This window comes from Deltaproteobacteria bacterium (genome assembly GCA_016235345.1).
In the GTDB taxonomy this organism is placed as follows: Bacteria; Desulfobacterota; Desulfobacteria; order Desulfobacterales; family Desulfatibacillaceae; genus JACRLG01.
In genome coordinates this window covers 26,501-41,385 of sequence record JACRLG010000001.1, presented here as the reverse complement: position 1 = coordinate 41,385, position 14,885 = coordinate 26,501, and the positions used below count along the sequence as shown (strand labels likewise).

Here is a 14,885-nt window from a genome sequence, read left to right as displayed (position 1 = left end):
CATGGAAGAGAGCATTGTAGCCGCGCTCACTGACCACGGAAAAGGCGACAAGTACGCCCTGTTGGAGGAAACCCTTGCCCAGTCCCGGTTTTTCGAGACCCTGGACGACGAGTTTTCGCGCTCCGGCAAGGCCAAGGCGGACTTTATGGTGGCGGTGAAGCCCAACCTCTCCATGATGCTAAGGCGCGACGACGTGGGGGTCTACACCGACAGCTTTCTGGTGATCCACCTTCTTCGTCTGCTTCTTCTGCGCGGCTACACCAACCTTTGCGTGGTGGAAAGCCAGAACCTTTATGGCAACTGGTTTGAAAGGCGGGGGGTTGTGCCTGTGGCGGCCCGTGCCGGGTATCTTCCGGAATCCGTCATTGAAAGCTGGAAGGGCGAATCGAGGGCGGAAATTTCCGTAAAGGGCGGCGGGGTTGACGCCAAGGTGCCCATAGTCGATCTCACGTATGAATTTGCGGAGTACGACATCCCGGACGTGGGGCGGGTGGAGGTGGGGAAGGCCTGGGCCGAGGCGGATTTCCGCATAAGTTTCGCCAAGCTCAAAAGCCACTTTTACTCCTACTACACCCTTGCCATAAAAAACGTCTACGGCTGCCTTCCGCACCAGGACAAGGTGACCCACTACCATTGCCACAGGCGCGTCACCCCCTGGACCGCCCACATCGTGAAGGCCTTTCCGGTCCATTTTTCCATAATAGACGGCTACTCCGGCGCGGACGGCTGGATGGGTGTCAAGATTAAGGCCATCGCCAAAAAGACCCACACCATGGTGGCAGGGCGCGACATAATGGCCGTGGAGCGCGAGGGGGCGCGGCTCATGGGGGTGAAGGCGGAAAAAAGCCCCATATTCCGCAAGCTCGCCTCAATTATGTCCGAAAAGCCTTACCGGCTCGTGGGAAACGCCGCGCCATTTTCGCCCTGGCGCAACGTGCCCCTCATTTTCGTTCTGGTGGTGGTTCTGATCGAAAGCTCGGCCTGGATAATGGACTACTGCGGGGCCCTGGCCACGGGCGGCTACGACAAATGCTTCATCCATAAAAATCAGGAGCTTTCCTGGTGGAAGAAACTGCTCTACATGGGAACCGCGCCAATAAATCTGGCCTTTGACCTGCGCTACCTGCTCCTCTTGTACAGAAAATTCATGATGAGGAAAAAAATCGGGAACATAGGAAACGAGCTTCCCATAATCTCCGGCTCGCCCTACATAATCGAGAGGCTCTCCTACCTTGGGGCCGAAGACGCCGAACGCCTGAAAAGCGCCATGGGGAAGGGCCTGTCCGGTCCGGTGCGTTTTTCGGGGCATTACATAATTTCCGGTTCGCGGGAGTTCGCCTATCCGGCGAGGCTCTACACCACCGGCATAGCCGCCGCCGAACTGGTGAACCGCCTTGCCGAAACCGGAAAAAGCCCCACGGCCTTTGTTGAAGAGCTGGCGCTTCTTCAGCGCCTTTCCCCCGGCATCTTCGGCAGAGATTCCAGGTATCCGGGTTGCTACAATTGATGGGATTTTTTAACAGCCAGTTGAAAAAGGCTTAATGTGAAGCCTGTTCAAAAACGATGAAGCGCAAGGAACGCGAGAAAGCAATGAGTAAGCGTACTAAAAGTACGTGACGGAATTGCCTTTGAAGCGTGACACAGCGATTCGCGTTTTTGGGCAGGCTGTTAAGGATAGATGCCGATGAAAGTCACTGTTGCCTCGTGCCAGATCGATGTTAGCTCCTTCAGCATGGAAAAAAACATCGCCGCCTGCGAAGAGGCCGTAAAAGAGGCCGTGGCGAAAGGCGCTCAAATCTGCCTTTTGCCGGAACTTGCGCTCACAGGCTATACCGTGGCCTGCTACAACCGGAGTCAGGCACAAAAAGCCATGCCATTTGCGGCGCGGCTCGAGGGCCTGGCCCAAGAGCTTTCGGTTCATGTTTTCGCGGGATATTTACATGAGGAAAACGGCAGGCTGCGAAACACCCAGGGCTATTTCACGCCAAACGGCCTGGCGGGCGTGTATTTCAAGAACGAACTGGTGGCGCACGAGAACCTTTTTGCGGTCCCCGGAACCGGGCCCGTGATCTATGATACGCCTTTCGGCCGCATCGGCTGCGCCATCTGCAAGGACATGCTGTATAAGGATGTTTTTGAGCCCTACCGGGGCAGGGTGGACATGATGGCCATTTCTTCGGCCTGGCCGGACCTTTCAAGGGATTACAAATGGGGGCCATTGGGCCGCGCCGCGCGGCACAGTGACCGGCTGATCCGGGAGTTGCCGCAAAGAATTGCGCGCTACGTGGGAGCGCCCGTGGTGTATTGCGATTCCTGGGGAGGCCCGCACCCGCTTTTCGGCTCGGACGCGTGGATGATCGGGGGCTCTTCCATTGTTACGCCGGAAGGCTTTGTGGAAAAGGGAATCACCACCGGAGAGCAGATGCTCTTAGCAGAACTGGAACTTAAAAACACCGGCCCTGTTGACGATAATGACCCCTGGCCCAGCCGTGGCCATATCACGCCTGTTCTGGCGGTGGAGCGCGCCCTTTGCAAGGCCGCAGGATTTATCCGGGGTGTCCGCGAAAAGTTTTGAAATATATGGAAATCCTGGAAAGAGCAGGCAAGGTTCTATACGGCCATAACTAAAACCGGCCCCCCCCCGCCTTCGCCGGGGAACTGAGCCTTTTGCAGCACCTTTCCCCCGGCATCTTCGGCAGGGATTCCAAGTATCCGGGTTGCTACAGTTAGAGTTTTATGGTAGTGTCTGAAGGAGGTTATGAAAGCTATAGAGCCAGAATAATACGGTATTTCAACTGATTGTTCAATGTTCTATAGTTAAGGCGAAAGCGACTATAACTTACAATATGGCATATAAAAATGAAATTGAAAGGAAAGGACTTAATAACTATTGGAATAATACTTTTTATTTCACTTTTTATATTTTCTCAACTTTATTATTATTATAATATTGTCATTTTAAATACTATTTATAATAATAAATATGATGGAATGGTAAGGTGTTATATTAAATGTATTTTATCACCAATAGGAGGTATTGTTTTTTTAGCATCTTTTTTAACCTTTTCAATAGGTCTGTTGTTAGATGAATTTGAAAATATGAAAAGAAAAAAGAATAAAAAAGATGAAATTATGGTGGTTATTGAAGATATAAAAAAGAAGAAAAAGTCGAAAGGCAAGATGAAAAATTAAATCATATCTGGATTCAGGAAATGGCTGCAAGCATCAAAAGACAAGATTCCGGCGCAACGCCCTGAATGACGGAATGGAGAAAGAGGCATGATCAGATTTCCCGATTTTGACGGCGGGTTTGCGCGGTCCCTGGAATGGGGGCGTCCTGCCTTGGACGAGGCCCTGGGGAGCGATGCGGCGCGGGAAGTTCTGGAATCCGCCAAAAGGCATTACGACCGTCTCCGGCCCGGAGTTCCGGCCCTCAAGACAATGGGCGGCAGGGTCAATCTGGCGGCGGCGGTGATCGTGCTTCCGGTTTACCTGGCGTTACTCGAAAGAGTGGATCGGGACAAGGCGCTTCTGCTGGCGGCCCGCTTTAACGAGGATTTTCTTCTGGCCTTCATGAACAAAAAGGCCGCATTTTTTGTGAGGCTGGCAGCCAAAAGCAGGTTTGCGGTAAGGGCGGCCATAAGGCTGTTGGCTTTTACCGACAACCGGGCTGATGATCCCAACGGATGGATGTACGAACTTTTACCGGCGGGAAAAGGGCATCTGGCGGACTTGAACGTAAAGCGATGCGGAGCCCACAAGTATCTTTCGGAAAACGGCGCACCTGAGCTTACAAGGGCTGCCATCTGCACTCTTGACGATCTTTTCGCAGCACGGTTCATGCCTTCCGGCACAAGCCTTACCCGGACCCAATACCAGTCCGAGGGAGCACCCTTCTGCGATTTCCGATATATTCTGGGGTAATCGTATAACATTTCAGGCATGGGAAATGTGGCGAGGGGGGCTTGACAAAGGAGTTTTCAGATACTAAATTCATGCCATGAAAACGCCGCTGGAAAAACTTCTGAATTGCATTTCCGATGTCGCCAACAGGCTTATTTTTCTTGAAAAAAAGTTCATCCACCGCCACGGTGACCTAAGGCTTCACCCCTCGGAAATCCATCTGATGCAGGTTATAGAAAATGACCCGCAGATGAACGCCGGGGAGATGGCCAGGGCGCTTGGAGTGACCACCGGAGCGGTGTCCCAGACGCTTTCCAGGCTCGAAAAAAAAGGGGTGGTTATAAAATTTAAGGACCGTGACAGAAAAAACGAGCTGACGGCCCGTTTCACCATCAAAGGAAAGGAGGCGTTGGAGGGTTTCCGCAGTTCGCGGGCGGAGGAGTGGCGGAATTTTTCAGCCTATCTTGAAAGCCTTTCGGAAGAGGATCAGGAAAGGATTTCCGGGTTCCTTGCCCGCTGGAACGGGTTTTTGAAGAATCTCGGCTGAATTTTTTTTGCCGTCAGTTTTAAGTATCTAAAATCAAAGCCCGGATTAATAAGCGGACGCAAAACAAGGGAGGAAAGCATGAAAAACAGCCTCATGATCGGATTGTGGCGGTACGTTATAAACGTTCCGCCCGTTTTATGGGAAAGCCAGGTGAAAAAAACCAGAAAGCGCGTGCTCCGCGCACTGGAGGACATGAGCCCGGACTCAAGGCGCGTGCATCACTACCTGGTTTCAAAAATGCCGGAAACCGGTGGGCCGGTCGGCCCGGAAATGGTGGCGGGAGACCTTGGCCTGCCGCTTTCTAACGTGCTGACTATCATGGACGGGCTTGAAAAGCGGATGACCTTCATTTGGCGCAACGAAAAGGACGAGGCAATATGGGCCTATCCCGTGACCGTTGAAAAAACCCCCCACGCCATCACCTTTGACACGGGCGAGAGCCTCTACGCAGCCTGAGCGGTGGACAGCATGGCCACGCCCTTCGTGCAAGGGCGCTTGCGCGGAAGAAAGCTTTCCATAACGGTGAAAACGTCCTGCGCCTGCTGTAATGAGCCGATGGAGCTTGAAATTGATTCGGACATGAACATCCACGGCCGACCGGACGACATCGATCCCATAATCTTCATTCCGGACGTGGACCTCATGGCCCTCGACGAGCCCAACATCATCTCGTCCTTTTGAGAGCAAAGCGTCTTCTTCCGGTCGGAAGAACATGCGAGAGCCTACAGGAAGCGCGGACACCGCGTTCGAGGGTCCTACTTCACCGCCGCTCAGACGGCCTTTTTGAACAGGAACATTCAATCCGCCATCTTCGGATTCTGACCCCTTCCGCATCCGGCCCGCCTTACCCCTCCGGCCGGATGCGGCCTCATTCCGAATTCTTGACCGTTTCCTTAAATCCGAGTAAAAGAAGGAAGTTTACGCCGTCGGCGCGGGTCGGCGGTTTGCGGAATCGGGGCGAGCGCTCCTTTTTTTCCGTCGGTGCGGTTTTCGCCGTTTCCGTGAATGGGGGCCGGTCACAATATTTTAAGGTTACGAGCCTGTCTTTCGGGCGGGTTCTTAAAGGAGCACCCTTGTTAAAAAAGGTCTTTAACATGAGAAAATACGCCAGGTGGCGCGACAAGTTCGTCACCACCGAAGAAATCCTGTCCCAGGTGAAGCCGGGGATGCGCGTTTTTATCGGAACCGGCGTGGCCGAGCCGCGCACCCTGGTAAAGGGCATAATGGAATCCACGGCCCAGAACCTTCAGGATTTGGAGCTGATCCAGCTCGTGAGCCTTGGGGACACCATAAGCTACCCCAAGCTCGACAGCATGAAGTTTCGCCTGAAGACCTTCTTTTCGGGCTGGGTGGCCTCGGACGCCATTTCGCGGGGGCAGGTGGACCTTATCCCATGCCGGTTTTCACGGATTCCCGCCCTGTTCGAGAACGGCCAGATAAGGGTGGACGTGGCCTTTATCCAGATAACCCCCCCGGACGACGCGGGTTATTGCAGCCTTGGGGTGTCCGTGGACGTGGCCCGGTTGGCCATGGAAAACGCCCGGCTGGTGGTGGGGGAAATACAGCCGGAAATGCCCCGCACAACCGGCGACACCTTTGTTCACGTGAACGATTTCCATTACCTTGTGGAGGCCACCGAGCCTTTGCTTGTCTTTCCGCGCGCCAGCGTGGACGAGATTTACGACAAGGTGGCCGAAAACGTGGCAAGCGAAATCGAGGACGGAAGCTGCATCGGCTGGTCCATGGAGCGCCTTTTCGAGGCCCTCTCGCCCCACCTCGCCCGCAAGAAGGACCTTGGGGTTCACACGCCCTTTTTCACGGATTCCCTCATGGACCTGGTGAAAAGCGGGGCGGTAACCAACCGCCGCAAGGGCTCCTTCCGGGGAAAGAGCGTAACCGCCTACGCCATGGGAAGCCGGGCCTTGATGCAGTGGCTGGACTGCAACCCCATGGTGGAATTCCAGGGCGTGGACGTGTTGGGCGACCCGGAGCGCATACGCAGAAACAGCCGCTTCGTGGGCATCCTGCCTTCAAGGCGCGTTGACGTCACCGGGCAGGTGGCCTTTCTTTCGGGAAGGGGAAACCTGGGCGTGGGCTCCAGCGTGGCCACGGAGTTCATCCAGGGCGCGGCTTCATCTGCGGGCGGCAAGGTCATAGCGGCACTTCCCAGCCGCAACCGGGAGGGCTGTTCCAATATCGTGATCAGCCTTGGGGACCTCACCAACCAGTTCAACAACCCGGAAGCCGTGGACATAGTGGCGACGGAATACGGAACGGCGCACCTTACGGGACGCTCCGTGCGCGAACGCGCCCTGGCCCTCATCGACATAGCCCACCCGGACGACCGGGCGGCCCTGGTGGACGCGGCCAAGGAAGCCAAGATCATCTACAGGGACCAGATTTATCTTGCCGAAACCGGGCATTTCTACCCCCAGGACATCGACGAGACCAGCACCTTCAAGGGCGATCTGCCCGTTCGTTTCAGGCCCATAAGGCCCAGCGACGAGGAGGAGATGAGGCGGCTGTTCTACCGGTTTTCCAGCGAGGCCGTGTACTACCGCTATTTCTCGCCGGTAAAGACCATGCCGCACTCCAAGATGCAGGAATACGTGAACGTGGACTTCCGAAAAGCCATGAGCATAGTGGGCCTCGTGGGCGAGCGCGGCCACGGCCACATAATCGCCGAGGGCCGCTACGTGAGGCTCGCCGACCGCCCCTGGGCCGACACAGCCTTTGTCGTTGACGAGGACAACCAGAAAAAGGGAATCGCCACCTACCTCTTTTTCCTCCTCATAAGAATCGCCCGGTCGCGGGGCATAGAGGGCTTCACGGCGGACATCCTGGCGTCCAACACCAGTATGTTCAAGGTTTACGAAAAATCCCCCTATCCGGTTTCCGCCCGGCTGGAATCCGGGGTCTATCACCTGTCCATTCCTTTTTGCCAGACCGCGCCGGATCGCTCCGAGAGGATTTCCTTCCGCTGACAGGGCGACCACAAGCGCGAACTGCTGTGTCAGGCGCGAGCCGGGCGGGAACTTAATGTACCACGGCACATTGTCTATCCCGCCCGGCTTGCGCTTCCCCGTTCATCGCTTGTGATCGCCCTGTCCGGGGCGGTAGGGATGTTTGTAGAATGGCTCCCTGGGCCGCCCTTGCTTTTTCGCCGGAAATGATATATATTTATAAATATATATGAAAGGAGGGCTCATGGACACGGCCAAACTTTTTAAAAACGGCAACAGCCAGGCGGTGAGGCTTCCCAGGGAGTTCAAGTTTTCGGGCGACGAGGTGTACATAAAAAAGGTGGGGCGAAACGTGATCCTCTCCCCCAAGGACGACCCCTGGTCCTCTTTTGTTGAGAGCCTTTCCATGTTTTCGGAGGATTTCATGGACCAAAGGTTCGAGCCCGGCCTTGAAATGCGGGAGTCCCTCTGATGCGCTACATGCTGGATACCAACATCTGCATCTACCTCATCAAAAAAAAGCCGCAAAGCGTCATTGAAAGGCTTAGGGGGCTTTCCGTTTCGGAGGTCGGGATTTCCTCCATAACCCTTGCCGAGCTTCTATACGGGGTTTCCAAAAGCGCCCAGCCGCAGAAAAACCGGGACGCCCTGGAGGGCCTTCTGGCCCCCCTTGAAATAGCGAACTTTGACGACAGGGCCGCCCAGTGCTACGGGGTCATCCGGGCCGGCCTCGAAAGGCGGGGAGCGGTGATCGGGGCCATGGACATGCTGATAGCGGCCCACGCCATGAGCATTTCGGCCATACTGGTAACAAACAACACCCGCGAGTTTGCAAGAGTAGAAAAACTTGTGATGGAAAACTGGGCCTGACGGGTCAGAGCGCCCATCTATCAACCGCTTTTGTTTTTCGCGCCACGCGCCCCTTGTGATTATAACGAGCGCTTGCTATAAGGAAACCGGTCGGCCCCGCACACTGTGAGGGCCTTTTTACATACTTAAGCCGTCAAGGATCATTCATGGAATTCTTCTTCAAGCCGCGCGGAATCGCCCTAGTAGGGGCCACCCCCCAGGCCAAGGGCGGCCACGCCATACTGATAAACCTGATGAAGGGCTACAAGGGCGCGATTTACCCGGTAAACCCGCGCTATCCTGAAATCGAGGGGCTTACAAGCTACCCGTCGGTGGCCGACGTTCCCGACCCGGTGGAGCTGGCCATAGTCTTCGTCCCGGCAGTGCTGGTGCCGGACGTGGTCAGCCAGTGCGTGGCTCGCGGCATAAAGGGAATCATAATAGAATCAGCCGGGTTCGCCGAAACCGGGCCAAAAGGCCGCAAGCTCCAGGAGGATGTCCTGGCCATAGCCAGGGCTGGCGGGGTGCGCCTGTGGGGCCCCAACTGCATGGGCCTCGTTGACATCAAGGCGAAACACGTGTTCTCCTTCGTCTCCCCCACCATCTGGAACGGGATGATCGAAGGCGACGTGTCTCTGATAGTCCAAAGCGGGATGCTTTCCGGCGGCTTTCTCACCGACACCATGACCCACGGCACCATGGGCGTTTCAAAGGTCTGCTCCATCGGAAACAAGATGGACGTCTCCGAAACCGACCTTTTGGAATACCTGTTAAAAGACCCGGATACGAAGGCCGTTGCCCTTTACCTGGAATCCATACCCGACGGAAGGCGCTTTCTCGACCTCTGCCGGGGGGCGAAAAAGCCCGTGGTGGTCTTGAAGGGCGGAAAGAGCAGGCGGGGCGCGGAAGCGGCCATGAGCCACACCGCGAGCCTTGCCGGAGACGGGGCGCTGATCTCAGGTGCCCTGGCCCAGGCGGGGGTCATCGAGGCCTACGACTTCAAGCAGATGATGGATGTCGCCCGAAGCCTCGCCATGCATCCCGTGCTTCCTTCGGACTCGAAAGGCCGCACCGCCATTCTCACCTATTCAGGCGGGGCCGGGATAATGAGCGCCGATTTCCTGGAAAGGCTGGGCCTTTGCGTGGCCGACCTTTCGCCCGAATCCGAGGCCATGCTGGCCAAGGTCTATCCCGAATGGATGCCGGTGAAAAACCCCATAGACCTCTGGCCTGCGGTGGAGAAAAACGGCCCGTCCAAGGTTTACGGCACGGCCCTTGCCGCAGCCTGTTTCGATCCCAACGTTGACGCGATTCTCATGCACCTTTTCACCGGCTCCGCAGCGCTTTCGGCTGATTACACCCCCATGGCCCAGATGGCCAAGGCCTACAACAAGCCGCTTTTCGTGTGGCTGATCGGCGAAAACGACGGGGCTAAAAAGGCCCACATCGAGCTTCAGAACCTGGGAATCCCGGTTTACCGCGAGCTTTACAGGACGGTGGAGTGCATGGCCGCCGCGTTTTCCCATTCAAGGCTGAAGGCCGCCAGCGCCGTGGCCTTTCCGGAGATTTCAGCGCCTGAACTTTCCCCAACCTTAAACGAGATTCTCTCCACCCAGTCGGGCCCCATAGACGAGCACCTTTCCAAAAAAATCCTTGAGGAATGCGGGGTCCGCGTGGTTGCCGAGGCCGTGGCCGAAAGCGCCGAGGAGGCCGTAGGCCTTGCCGAAAAATGGGGCTTTCCGGTGGTGGCCAAGGGCATCGCCCAGGGCGGCGTTCACAAGACCGAGCTGGGGCTGGTGCGCCTCAATCTTAATGACTGGGGCGACGTCGAGCGCGCCTTCAAGGACCTCTCCGCCAGGGTGGGCCAGGAGGGTCTGGTGCTGATGCAAAAGCAGGTGCCGCCGGGGCTGGAGCTGATCGTGGGCCTTTTCCGCGACCCCCAGTTCGGCCCCTCGGTGATGGTCGGCCTGGGCGGAGTCTATGCCGAGGTTCTGGCGGACAAGGTTTTCGCCGTGGGACCGGTCACCGAGTCCGAGGCCCTCGCCATGCTGTCGGGCCTCAAAAACCAGAAGCTCCTGGACGGGTTCCGGGGGGCGAAACCCCTAAACCGCGAGGCCACAGCCCGGATCATAGCCAGCGTCTCCCGGCTTGGGGCCTCCTTTCCGAGGATAATGGAAATCGACATAAACCCGCTCATCGTGGCGGACGGGGAGCCCGTAGCGGTGGACGCCACCATAGTCTTGGGATAAGCCTGGATAAAAACGTGAACTGCTGTGTCAGAGTAAAGCGTGCGGGTCGTCATGTACGACAAGTACTATTCCTCCCCGCCCGCTTCACTCTTCCTTGCATTTCATCGTTTTTATCCAGGCTTTACGTTGAGCCAAGGCAGATAAGTTTTGGCTGGTTTAAGCACAAGAGCGGGTTAACCCAACCTATAATCCATCTCAAAAATACCTCAGCAGAATAACGATGCATCTAAGTTGCAGAAAACCAAGGAAATTATCAGCATGATACTCGTATCTGGTACCAAGGCGTCGGAAGTTCTGGAGCTAGGTAAAAAGTCTCTTGCTTTTCCAGCGGCGTTTGTAGCGTCGCCGGGGGCGGCCAATACAAAGGCTTCAAAATGAAAAAGCTCTATGTATTATTTTTATATTTATATATAATAATTATTTACGCATGGTTGGAAGCATCGGAATATTTTTTTTGGTTTGGCGGTTTAAGCAGTATGATTTATGAGAATCGTTTTGAAAGATTAATAGCTTTAGGATGGATGATTTTAATTTTGTTTGAAATCTATCTCATAAAGCACAAATTCATTTATTTATCAATTTATAATAAGGTATTTCTTATTATATTAATAATTTATCCATTTTTCAAGCTTTGTGTTATTTTATTTTGTTTAATGTGGCTAATAATTAATCCTTATGCGTTTCAGGGATTACTATTTTAACGGCAGGCGAGCGGTTCAGTGACGGTATTGACCTGACAGATCAGCACATGGCTGGATTGTGAGTTACGCTACGTCTTGGGAGGTTGTCGGTTTTGTCCGGCAGATATTTTATTTTTGAGATGGCTTCTATAAATTTGCCGAGAGGTTATCAATTTCCATTCGGCGATGGTGTATGGTTTTCCTGGGAACGCGGGCAGGATGAGTTGTTCGCTCTCCGGTTTAACAAAAGGACCATCAAGGCGTCTTGAAAGACCTTATAATAAACAGGCTGGCCAGGGCCGAGCTTGGCTACGGGCAGGAAAAGGCCTTCATCTGCGGCCAGGGCCAAAACGGAATCCTGTGGAAGGAAGCCGGGGTTCTGGCCCTTCTGCGCAGGACGGGAAGCGGCGACGAGCTCAAAAGCTACGCCTTCGTGCTCAACAAGCGTTCGGCCCACGTGCCCCAGCCCGGAGACCTGTGCTTTCCGGGCGGCCATCCGCACCCCTGGGCGGACCGGTTCATGGCAAGCGTCCTTCTTCCCCTTGTCCTGCCCCTTCGCAAGAATCCGGGTTTTCGGGAGGCCGCCCGCCGGGACCCGGTAACCCGGAACGCCATCCGCTTTTTCCTGGCCAACGCCTTGCGGGAGTCCTGGGAGGAAATGCGCCTTTCCCCGTCAAAGGTGGAGTTCCTGGGCGCGCTCCCGGCCCACCGAATGGCCACCCGGACCCGGATCATCTACCCCGCCGTTGGCCTCATCAGCCCGGACGCCGCCGTCAGAACAGGCCGCGAGATCGAAAAGAACGTGCTCCTCCCCCTGCCGGAGCTTTTCAGGCCCGAAAATTACGGAACCTACAGCCTGGCCCTCACCGGAAAGTTTGCGGCGGCCTTCGGCGCTTCCTCGGTGGATGTGCCCTGCTTTCTGGTGCGCGAGCCGAACGGAGGAAGCGAAATCCTGTGGGGCGCGACACTTAAAATCATCATGGAATTTCTGTCGGTTGTCTTCGATTTCACCCCTCCTGCGGGCGGCCCGGTCAGGGCGAACGCGGTGCTCTATCCCGCTTCCGCGTGAAGCGCCTTGACATCCCGTAAAATTCATGTTTCACAGCCTTCGGTAAAAAGTTTAACGACCTCTCCAAGAAAGGCGTGTTCCCCATGCGCTACATTTACAACATCAAGCGCGATGACGCGAAATCGAGCCTCATCATAACCGAGCTCGTTCGCCGCACCGAAGACGAAAACGACGTTCTGGGCGTTCAGGACTATCCGGCGGCACTCATGGAAAAGGCGGTGATGGAAGGCGCAAGCGCCGTCACCCTGGCCTTCCGCAACGAAAAATTCTTCCCGCCCGCAAAGACCGCCGCAGCCATCTCCGAAAAAATAATCAGCCTTTACGGGGACAAGCGCAGCGAGACCGACGAGCTTAACGTGGAGGAGATCACAGCTCCGCCCATCGAGCCCAAACGCTACGAGGCCAAGCCCGCACCGGAGGAAGGCGACTCCGATGGCGAGACCGACTACATCGACGACGAGTTCGGCGACGACGCGCTTCTGGAGGCCGACGACCTGGATGACGAGCCGGTGAACCTGAAGGTTCAGGACGAGGACCTGGCGGACGACTTCTCTGATGATATTTAGCCCGGCCGTCCAAAAGCGCGATCCGCTGTGTTGCGCTGCGCGGGCGGCGTGCTCACGTGCATTAAGCACGCTCCGCCGCCGCCCACTTGCGCGCCTTGCGGCTCATCGCTTTTGATCGGCCTCGCCTGTTTAAAGACCAACCCTTGCGGCTCATCTTGTTTACGCCTTTTTAACCGTGGCGGGCTTCGGGAATGCTCTTTCTCAAGAATCTCGTGTTCGTGATCCTGGTGCCGGGCGTGGCGGCGGTGGCTGTGCCGGTATGGCTTGGGGGGCCGGACTGCGGCGGCTGGCCGCTCCTGCGGGCGGTTTCGGTGATTCCTTTTGTTTTGGGCGCGGCTGTGGCGGGAAAATGCGTGTGGGACTTCGCCGTTACAGGCAGGGGAACCCCCGCACCCATAGACCCGCCCAAGGTGCTGGTAGTGCGCGGCCTCTACCGATTCGTGCGAAACCCCATGTACGTGGGGGTTCTCCTGGTCATCCTGGGCTGGGCTCTCTATTTCGCATCCTTGCGGATCGTGATCTACGGCGCGCTTTTATGGCTTGGCTTTCATCTGTTCGTTGTGCTCTACGAGGAGCCCCATCTTTCCCGGCGCTTTCCCGGCTCCTACGACGAGTACCGCGCCGAAACCCCCCGCTGGCTGCCTCGCCTTCCGAAACACACGCCCTGAGGCCATTTGCTTACTGAAATAAAAGGGCCGTGCCGGATGAAAAATTCCATCCGGCACGGCCTTTTTGTTCCGCTCCGATTCAATTCCGATTCAATCGCAAGAGCGCTGAATCAGAACAGGGTGTTGATGAAGCAATGGGGTACGACCGGTGGCTGTGGCGCGACAGCCGGAAGCTCGTACCTGAAAACCACCCCCCCGTTGGCAGCCCCTCCTATGTACGTGGCGCCATAAAGAAAATTTCCTGAAACCACCGGGCCTTCCAGGTAAGGCATGTGGCCGTCCGCTCCCGCAAATTCCCTCAGCAGGCCGAATCCCGATCCGTCGGGATTGATGGAAAACAATACGCCTCTGTCTGCATCGCCGCCTATCAGGGACATGCCGTAAAGCTTCCCGTCGTAAAGAGCGAGATCCCCCAAAGGAGAAGCGCCGTCATTTGCGCCGCCTTCAAACTCGTGCAGGAGCGCGAACCCGGAGCCGTCCTGGTTCATGGAAAAGATGACGCCCCTGTCCCAATCCCCGCCGTTAAACGCCATGCCGTAGAACTTGCCGCCTGATAGAAGGAGCGAGCCACGGGGACTAAACCCGTCATTCCCGCCCCCTGAAAATTCGTGCAGCAGGGTGAACCCGGAGCCGTCCTCGTTTATTGAAAAGATCACCCCCCTGGTCGAGTCCCCTCCGCTGTTTGTCATGCCATAAAGCTTTCCTCCGGAAGCGGTCAGCGAGCCCAAGGGATTCGATCCGTCATCCGCGCCGCCCGCGAACTCGTGCAAGCGGGTGAACCCGGTGCCGTCGGTGTTTATGGAAAAAATCGTTCCCGAGCCCGCGTCGCCGCCAAAGATTGTCATGCCGTAGAGTTTTCCGCCCGAAAGAGTGAGGGAGCCATATGGACTGCCCCAGTCAGCCGCGCCGCCCGTGAACTCGTGCAAGAGGGTGAAGCCGCTTCCGTCCTGGTTGATCGAAAAAATGACCCCTGCGCCCGAGTCTCCGCCGCCGTTTGTCATGCCGTACAAAGTTGCGCCGATGGCGATGAGGGAGCCATATGGACTGCCCCCGCCATCCGCGCCGCCCGTGAACTCGTGCAAAAGGGTGAAGCCGGTTCCGTCCGTGTTCATGGAATAAATGACGCCCCAGTTCGTGTCTCCGCCCTGAAAACTCATTCCGTAGATTTTTCCGCCTGAAACGAGCACTTTTTGGGAAAGTAAGTTGAAGCCGTCATCGGCTCCGCCCGCGAACTGGTGAAGAAGGGTAAAATCCCCCACTGCTGCGTAAATGCCCAACGCGGTGATGCACAGCGCGATAAAAACGGCGGCGGTAAAAGCCAGTTTCTTTTTCACCCGGGCCCCCTTTGAGAATTCTGTTTGAAGGTTTTCCAAGGCCGGAACAGCCCCTTT

Annotated in this window: 15 protein-coding genes; 14 read left to right on the top strand and 1 reads right to left on the bottom strand. The window is 56.1% G+C overall.

All coding sequences use genetic code 11. The annotated features are described in order from the left end of the window. The first annotated feature begins 1 nt into the window (after nucleotide 1). The 14 genes from HZB23_00165 to HZB23_00100 all read left to right on the top strand — a co-directional run bounded on the left by HZB23_00165 (nucleotide 2) and on the right by HZB23_00100 (nucleotide 13,494). The gene (locus tag HZB23_00165; protein MBI5843063.1) at nucleotides 2-1,507 is read left to right on the top strand and encodes a DUF362 domain-containing protein; all 1,506 of its coding nucleotides are present in this window, start codon (nucleotides 2-4) and stop codon (nucleotides 1,505-1,507) included. Between the two features lie 177 nt (nucleotides 1,508-1,684). Beyond that, nucleotides 1,685-2,575 carry a carbon-nitrogen hydrolase family protein gene (locus HZB23_00160; GenBank protein MBI5843062.1) on the top strand — a complete coding sequence of 297 codons (891 nt, stop codon included), beginning with the start codon at nucleotides 1,685-1,687 and terminating at the stop codon, nucleotides 2,573-2,575. Nucleotides 2,576-2,859: 284 nt separating this feature from the next. Further along, nucleotides 2,860-3,192 carry a hypothetical protein gene (locus HZB23_00155; GenBank protein ID MBI5843061.1) on the top strand — a complete coding sequence of 111 codons (333 nt, stop codon included), beginning with the start codon at nucleotides 2,860-2,862 and terminating at the stop codon, nucleotides 3,190-3,192. Nucleotides 3,193-3,279: 87 nt separating this feature from the next. Continuing rightward, complete coding sequence (locus HZB23_00150; protein MBI5843060.1) at nucleotides 3,280-3,924, top strand: L-2-amino-thiazoline-4-carboxylic acid hydrolase; 645 nt, start codon at nucleotides 3,280-3,282, stop codon at nucleotides 3,922-3,924. A 76-nt stretch (nucleotides 3,925-4,000) separates the two neighbouring features. Next, nucleotides 4,001-4,450: a MarR family transcriptional regulator gene (locus HZB23_00145; GenBank protein ID MBI5843059.1), complete on the top strand. Its 450-nt coding sequence runs from the start codon at nucleotides 4,001-4,003 to the stop codon at nucleotides 4,448-4,450. Between the two features lie 78 nt (nucleotides 4,451-4,528). Then, entirely contained in the window at nucleotides 4,529-4,906 is a 378-nt protein-coding gene (locus HZB23_00140) for a hypothetical protein (GenBank protein MBI5843058.1), read from the top strand. A gap of 12 nt (nucleotides 4,907-4,918) precedes the next feature. Continuing rightward, complete coding sequence (locus HZB23_00135) at nucleotides 4,919-5,131, top strand: hypothetical protein (protein ID MBI5843057.1); 213 nt, start codon at nucleotides 4,919-4,921, stop codon at nucleotides 5,129-5,131. A 413-nt stretch (nucleotides 5,132-5,544) separates the two neighbouring features. Next, a complete protein-coding gene (locus HZB23_00130; GenBank protein MBI5843056.1) occupies nucleotides 5,545-7,434 on the top strand; it encodes a GNAT family N-acetyltransferase in 1,890 nt (629 codons plus the stop codon). Nucleotides 7,435-7,657: 223 nt separating this feature from the next. Further along, nucleotides 7,658-7,885: an antitoxin gene (locus HZB23_00125; protein ID MBI5843055.1), complete on the top strand. Its 228-nt coding sequence runs from the start codon at nucleotides 7,658-7,660 to the stop codon at nucleotides 7,883-7,885. After that, on the top strand, nucleotides 7,885-8,283 hold the full coding sequence (locus tag HZB23_00120) for a type II toxin-antitoxin system VapC family toxin (protein ID MBI5843054.1): 399 nt from the start codon (nucleotides 7,885-7,887) through the stop codon (nucleotides 8,281-8,283). Before HZB23_00125 ends, HZB23_00120 begins: the two co-directional genes overlap by 1 nt. A 146-nt stretch (nucleotides 8,284-8,429) precedes the next feature. Continuing rightward, nucleotides 8,430-10,511, top strand: a complete 2,082-nt coding sequence (locus HZB23_00115; GenBank protein MBI5843053.1) for an acetate--CoA ligase family protein — start codon at nucleotides 8,430-8,432, stop codon at nucleotides 10,509-10,511. A gap of 945 nt (nucleotides 10,512-11,456) precedes the next feature. After that, nucleotides 11,457-12,260 (top strand): CoA pyrophosphatase, encoded by an 804-nt coding sequence (locus tag HZB23_00110; GenBank protein MBI5843052.1) that lies wholly within the window; start codon nucleotides 11,457-11,459, stop codon nucleotides 12,258-12,260. An 83-nt stretch (nucleotides 12,261-12,343) separates the two neighbouring features. Next, on the top strand, nucleotides 12,344-12,826 hold the full coding sequence (locus HZB23_00105) for a hypothetical protein (protein ID MBI5843051.1): 483 nt from the start codon (nucleotides 12,344-12,346) through the stop codon (nucleotides 12,824-12,826). A 191-nt stretch (nucleotides 12,827-13,017) separates the two neighbouring features. Further along, a complete protein-coding gene (locus HZB23_00100; GenBank protein ID MBI5843050.1) occupies nucleotides 13,018-13,494 on the top strand; it encodes an isoprenylcysteine carboxylmethyltransferase family protein in 477 nt (158 codons plus the stop codon). Between the two features lie 110 nt (nucleotides 13,495-13,604). Here the strand turns inward: HZB23_00100 and HZB23_00095 are convergent, their stop codons facing one another. Further along, nucleotides 13,605-14,828: a hypothetical protein gene (locus HZB23_00095; GenBank protein ID MBI5843049.1), complete on the bottom strand. Its 1,224-nt coding sequence runs from the start codon at nucleotides 14,826-14,828 to the stop codon at nucleotides 13,605-13,607. Between the last annotated feature and the right edge of the window lie 57 nt (nucleotides 14,829-14,885).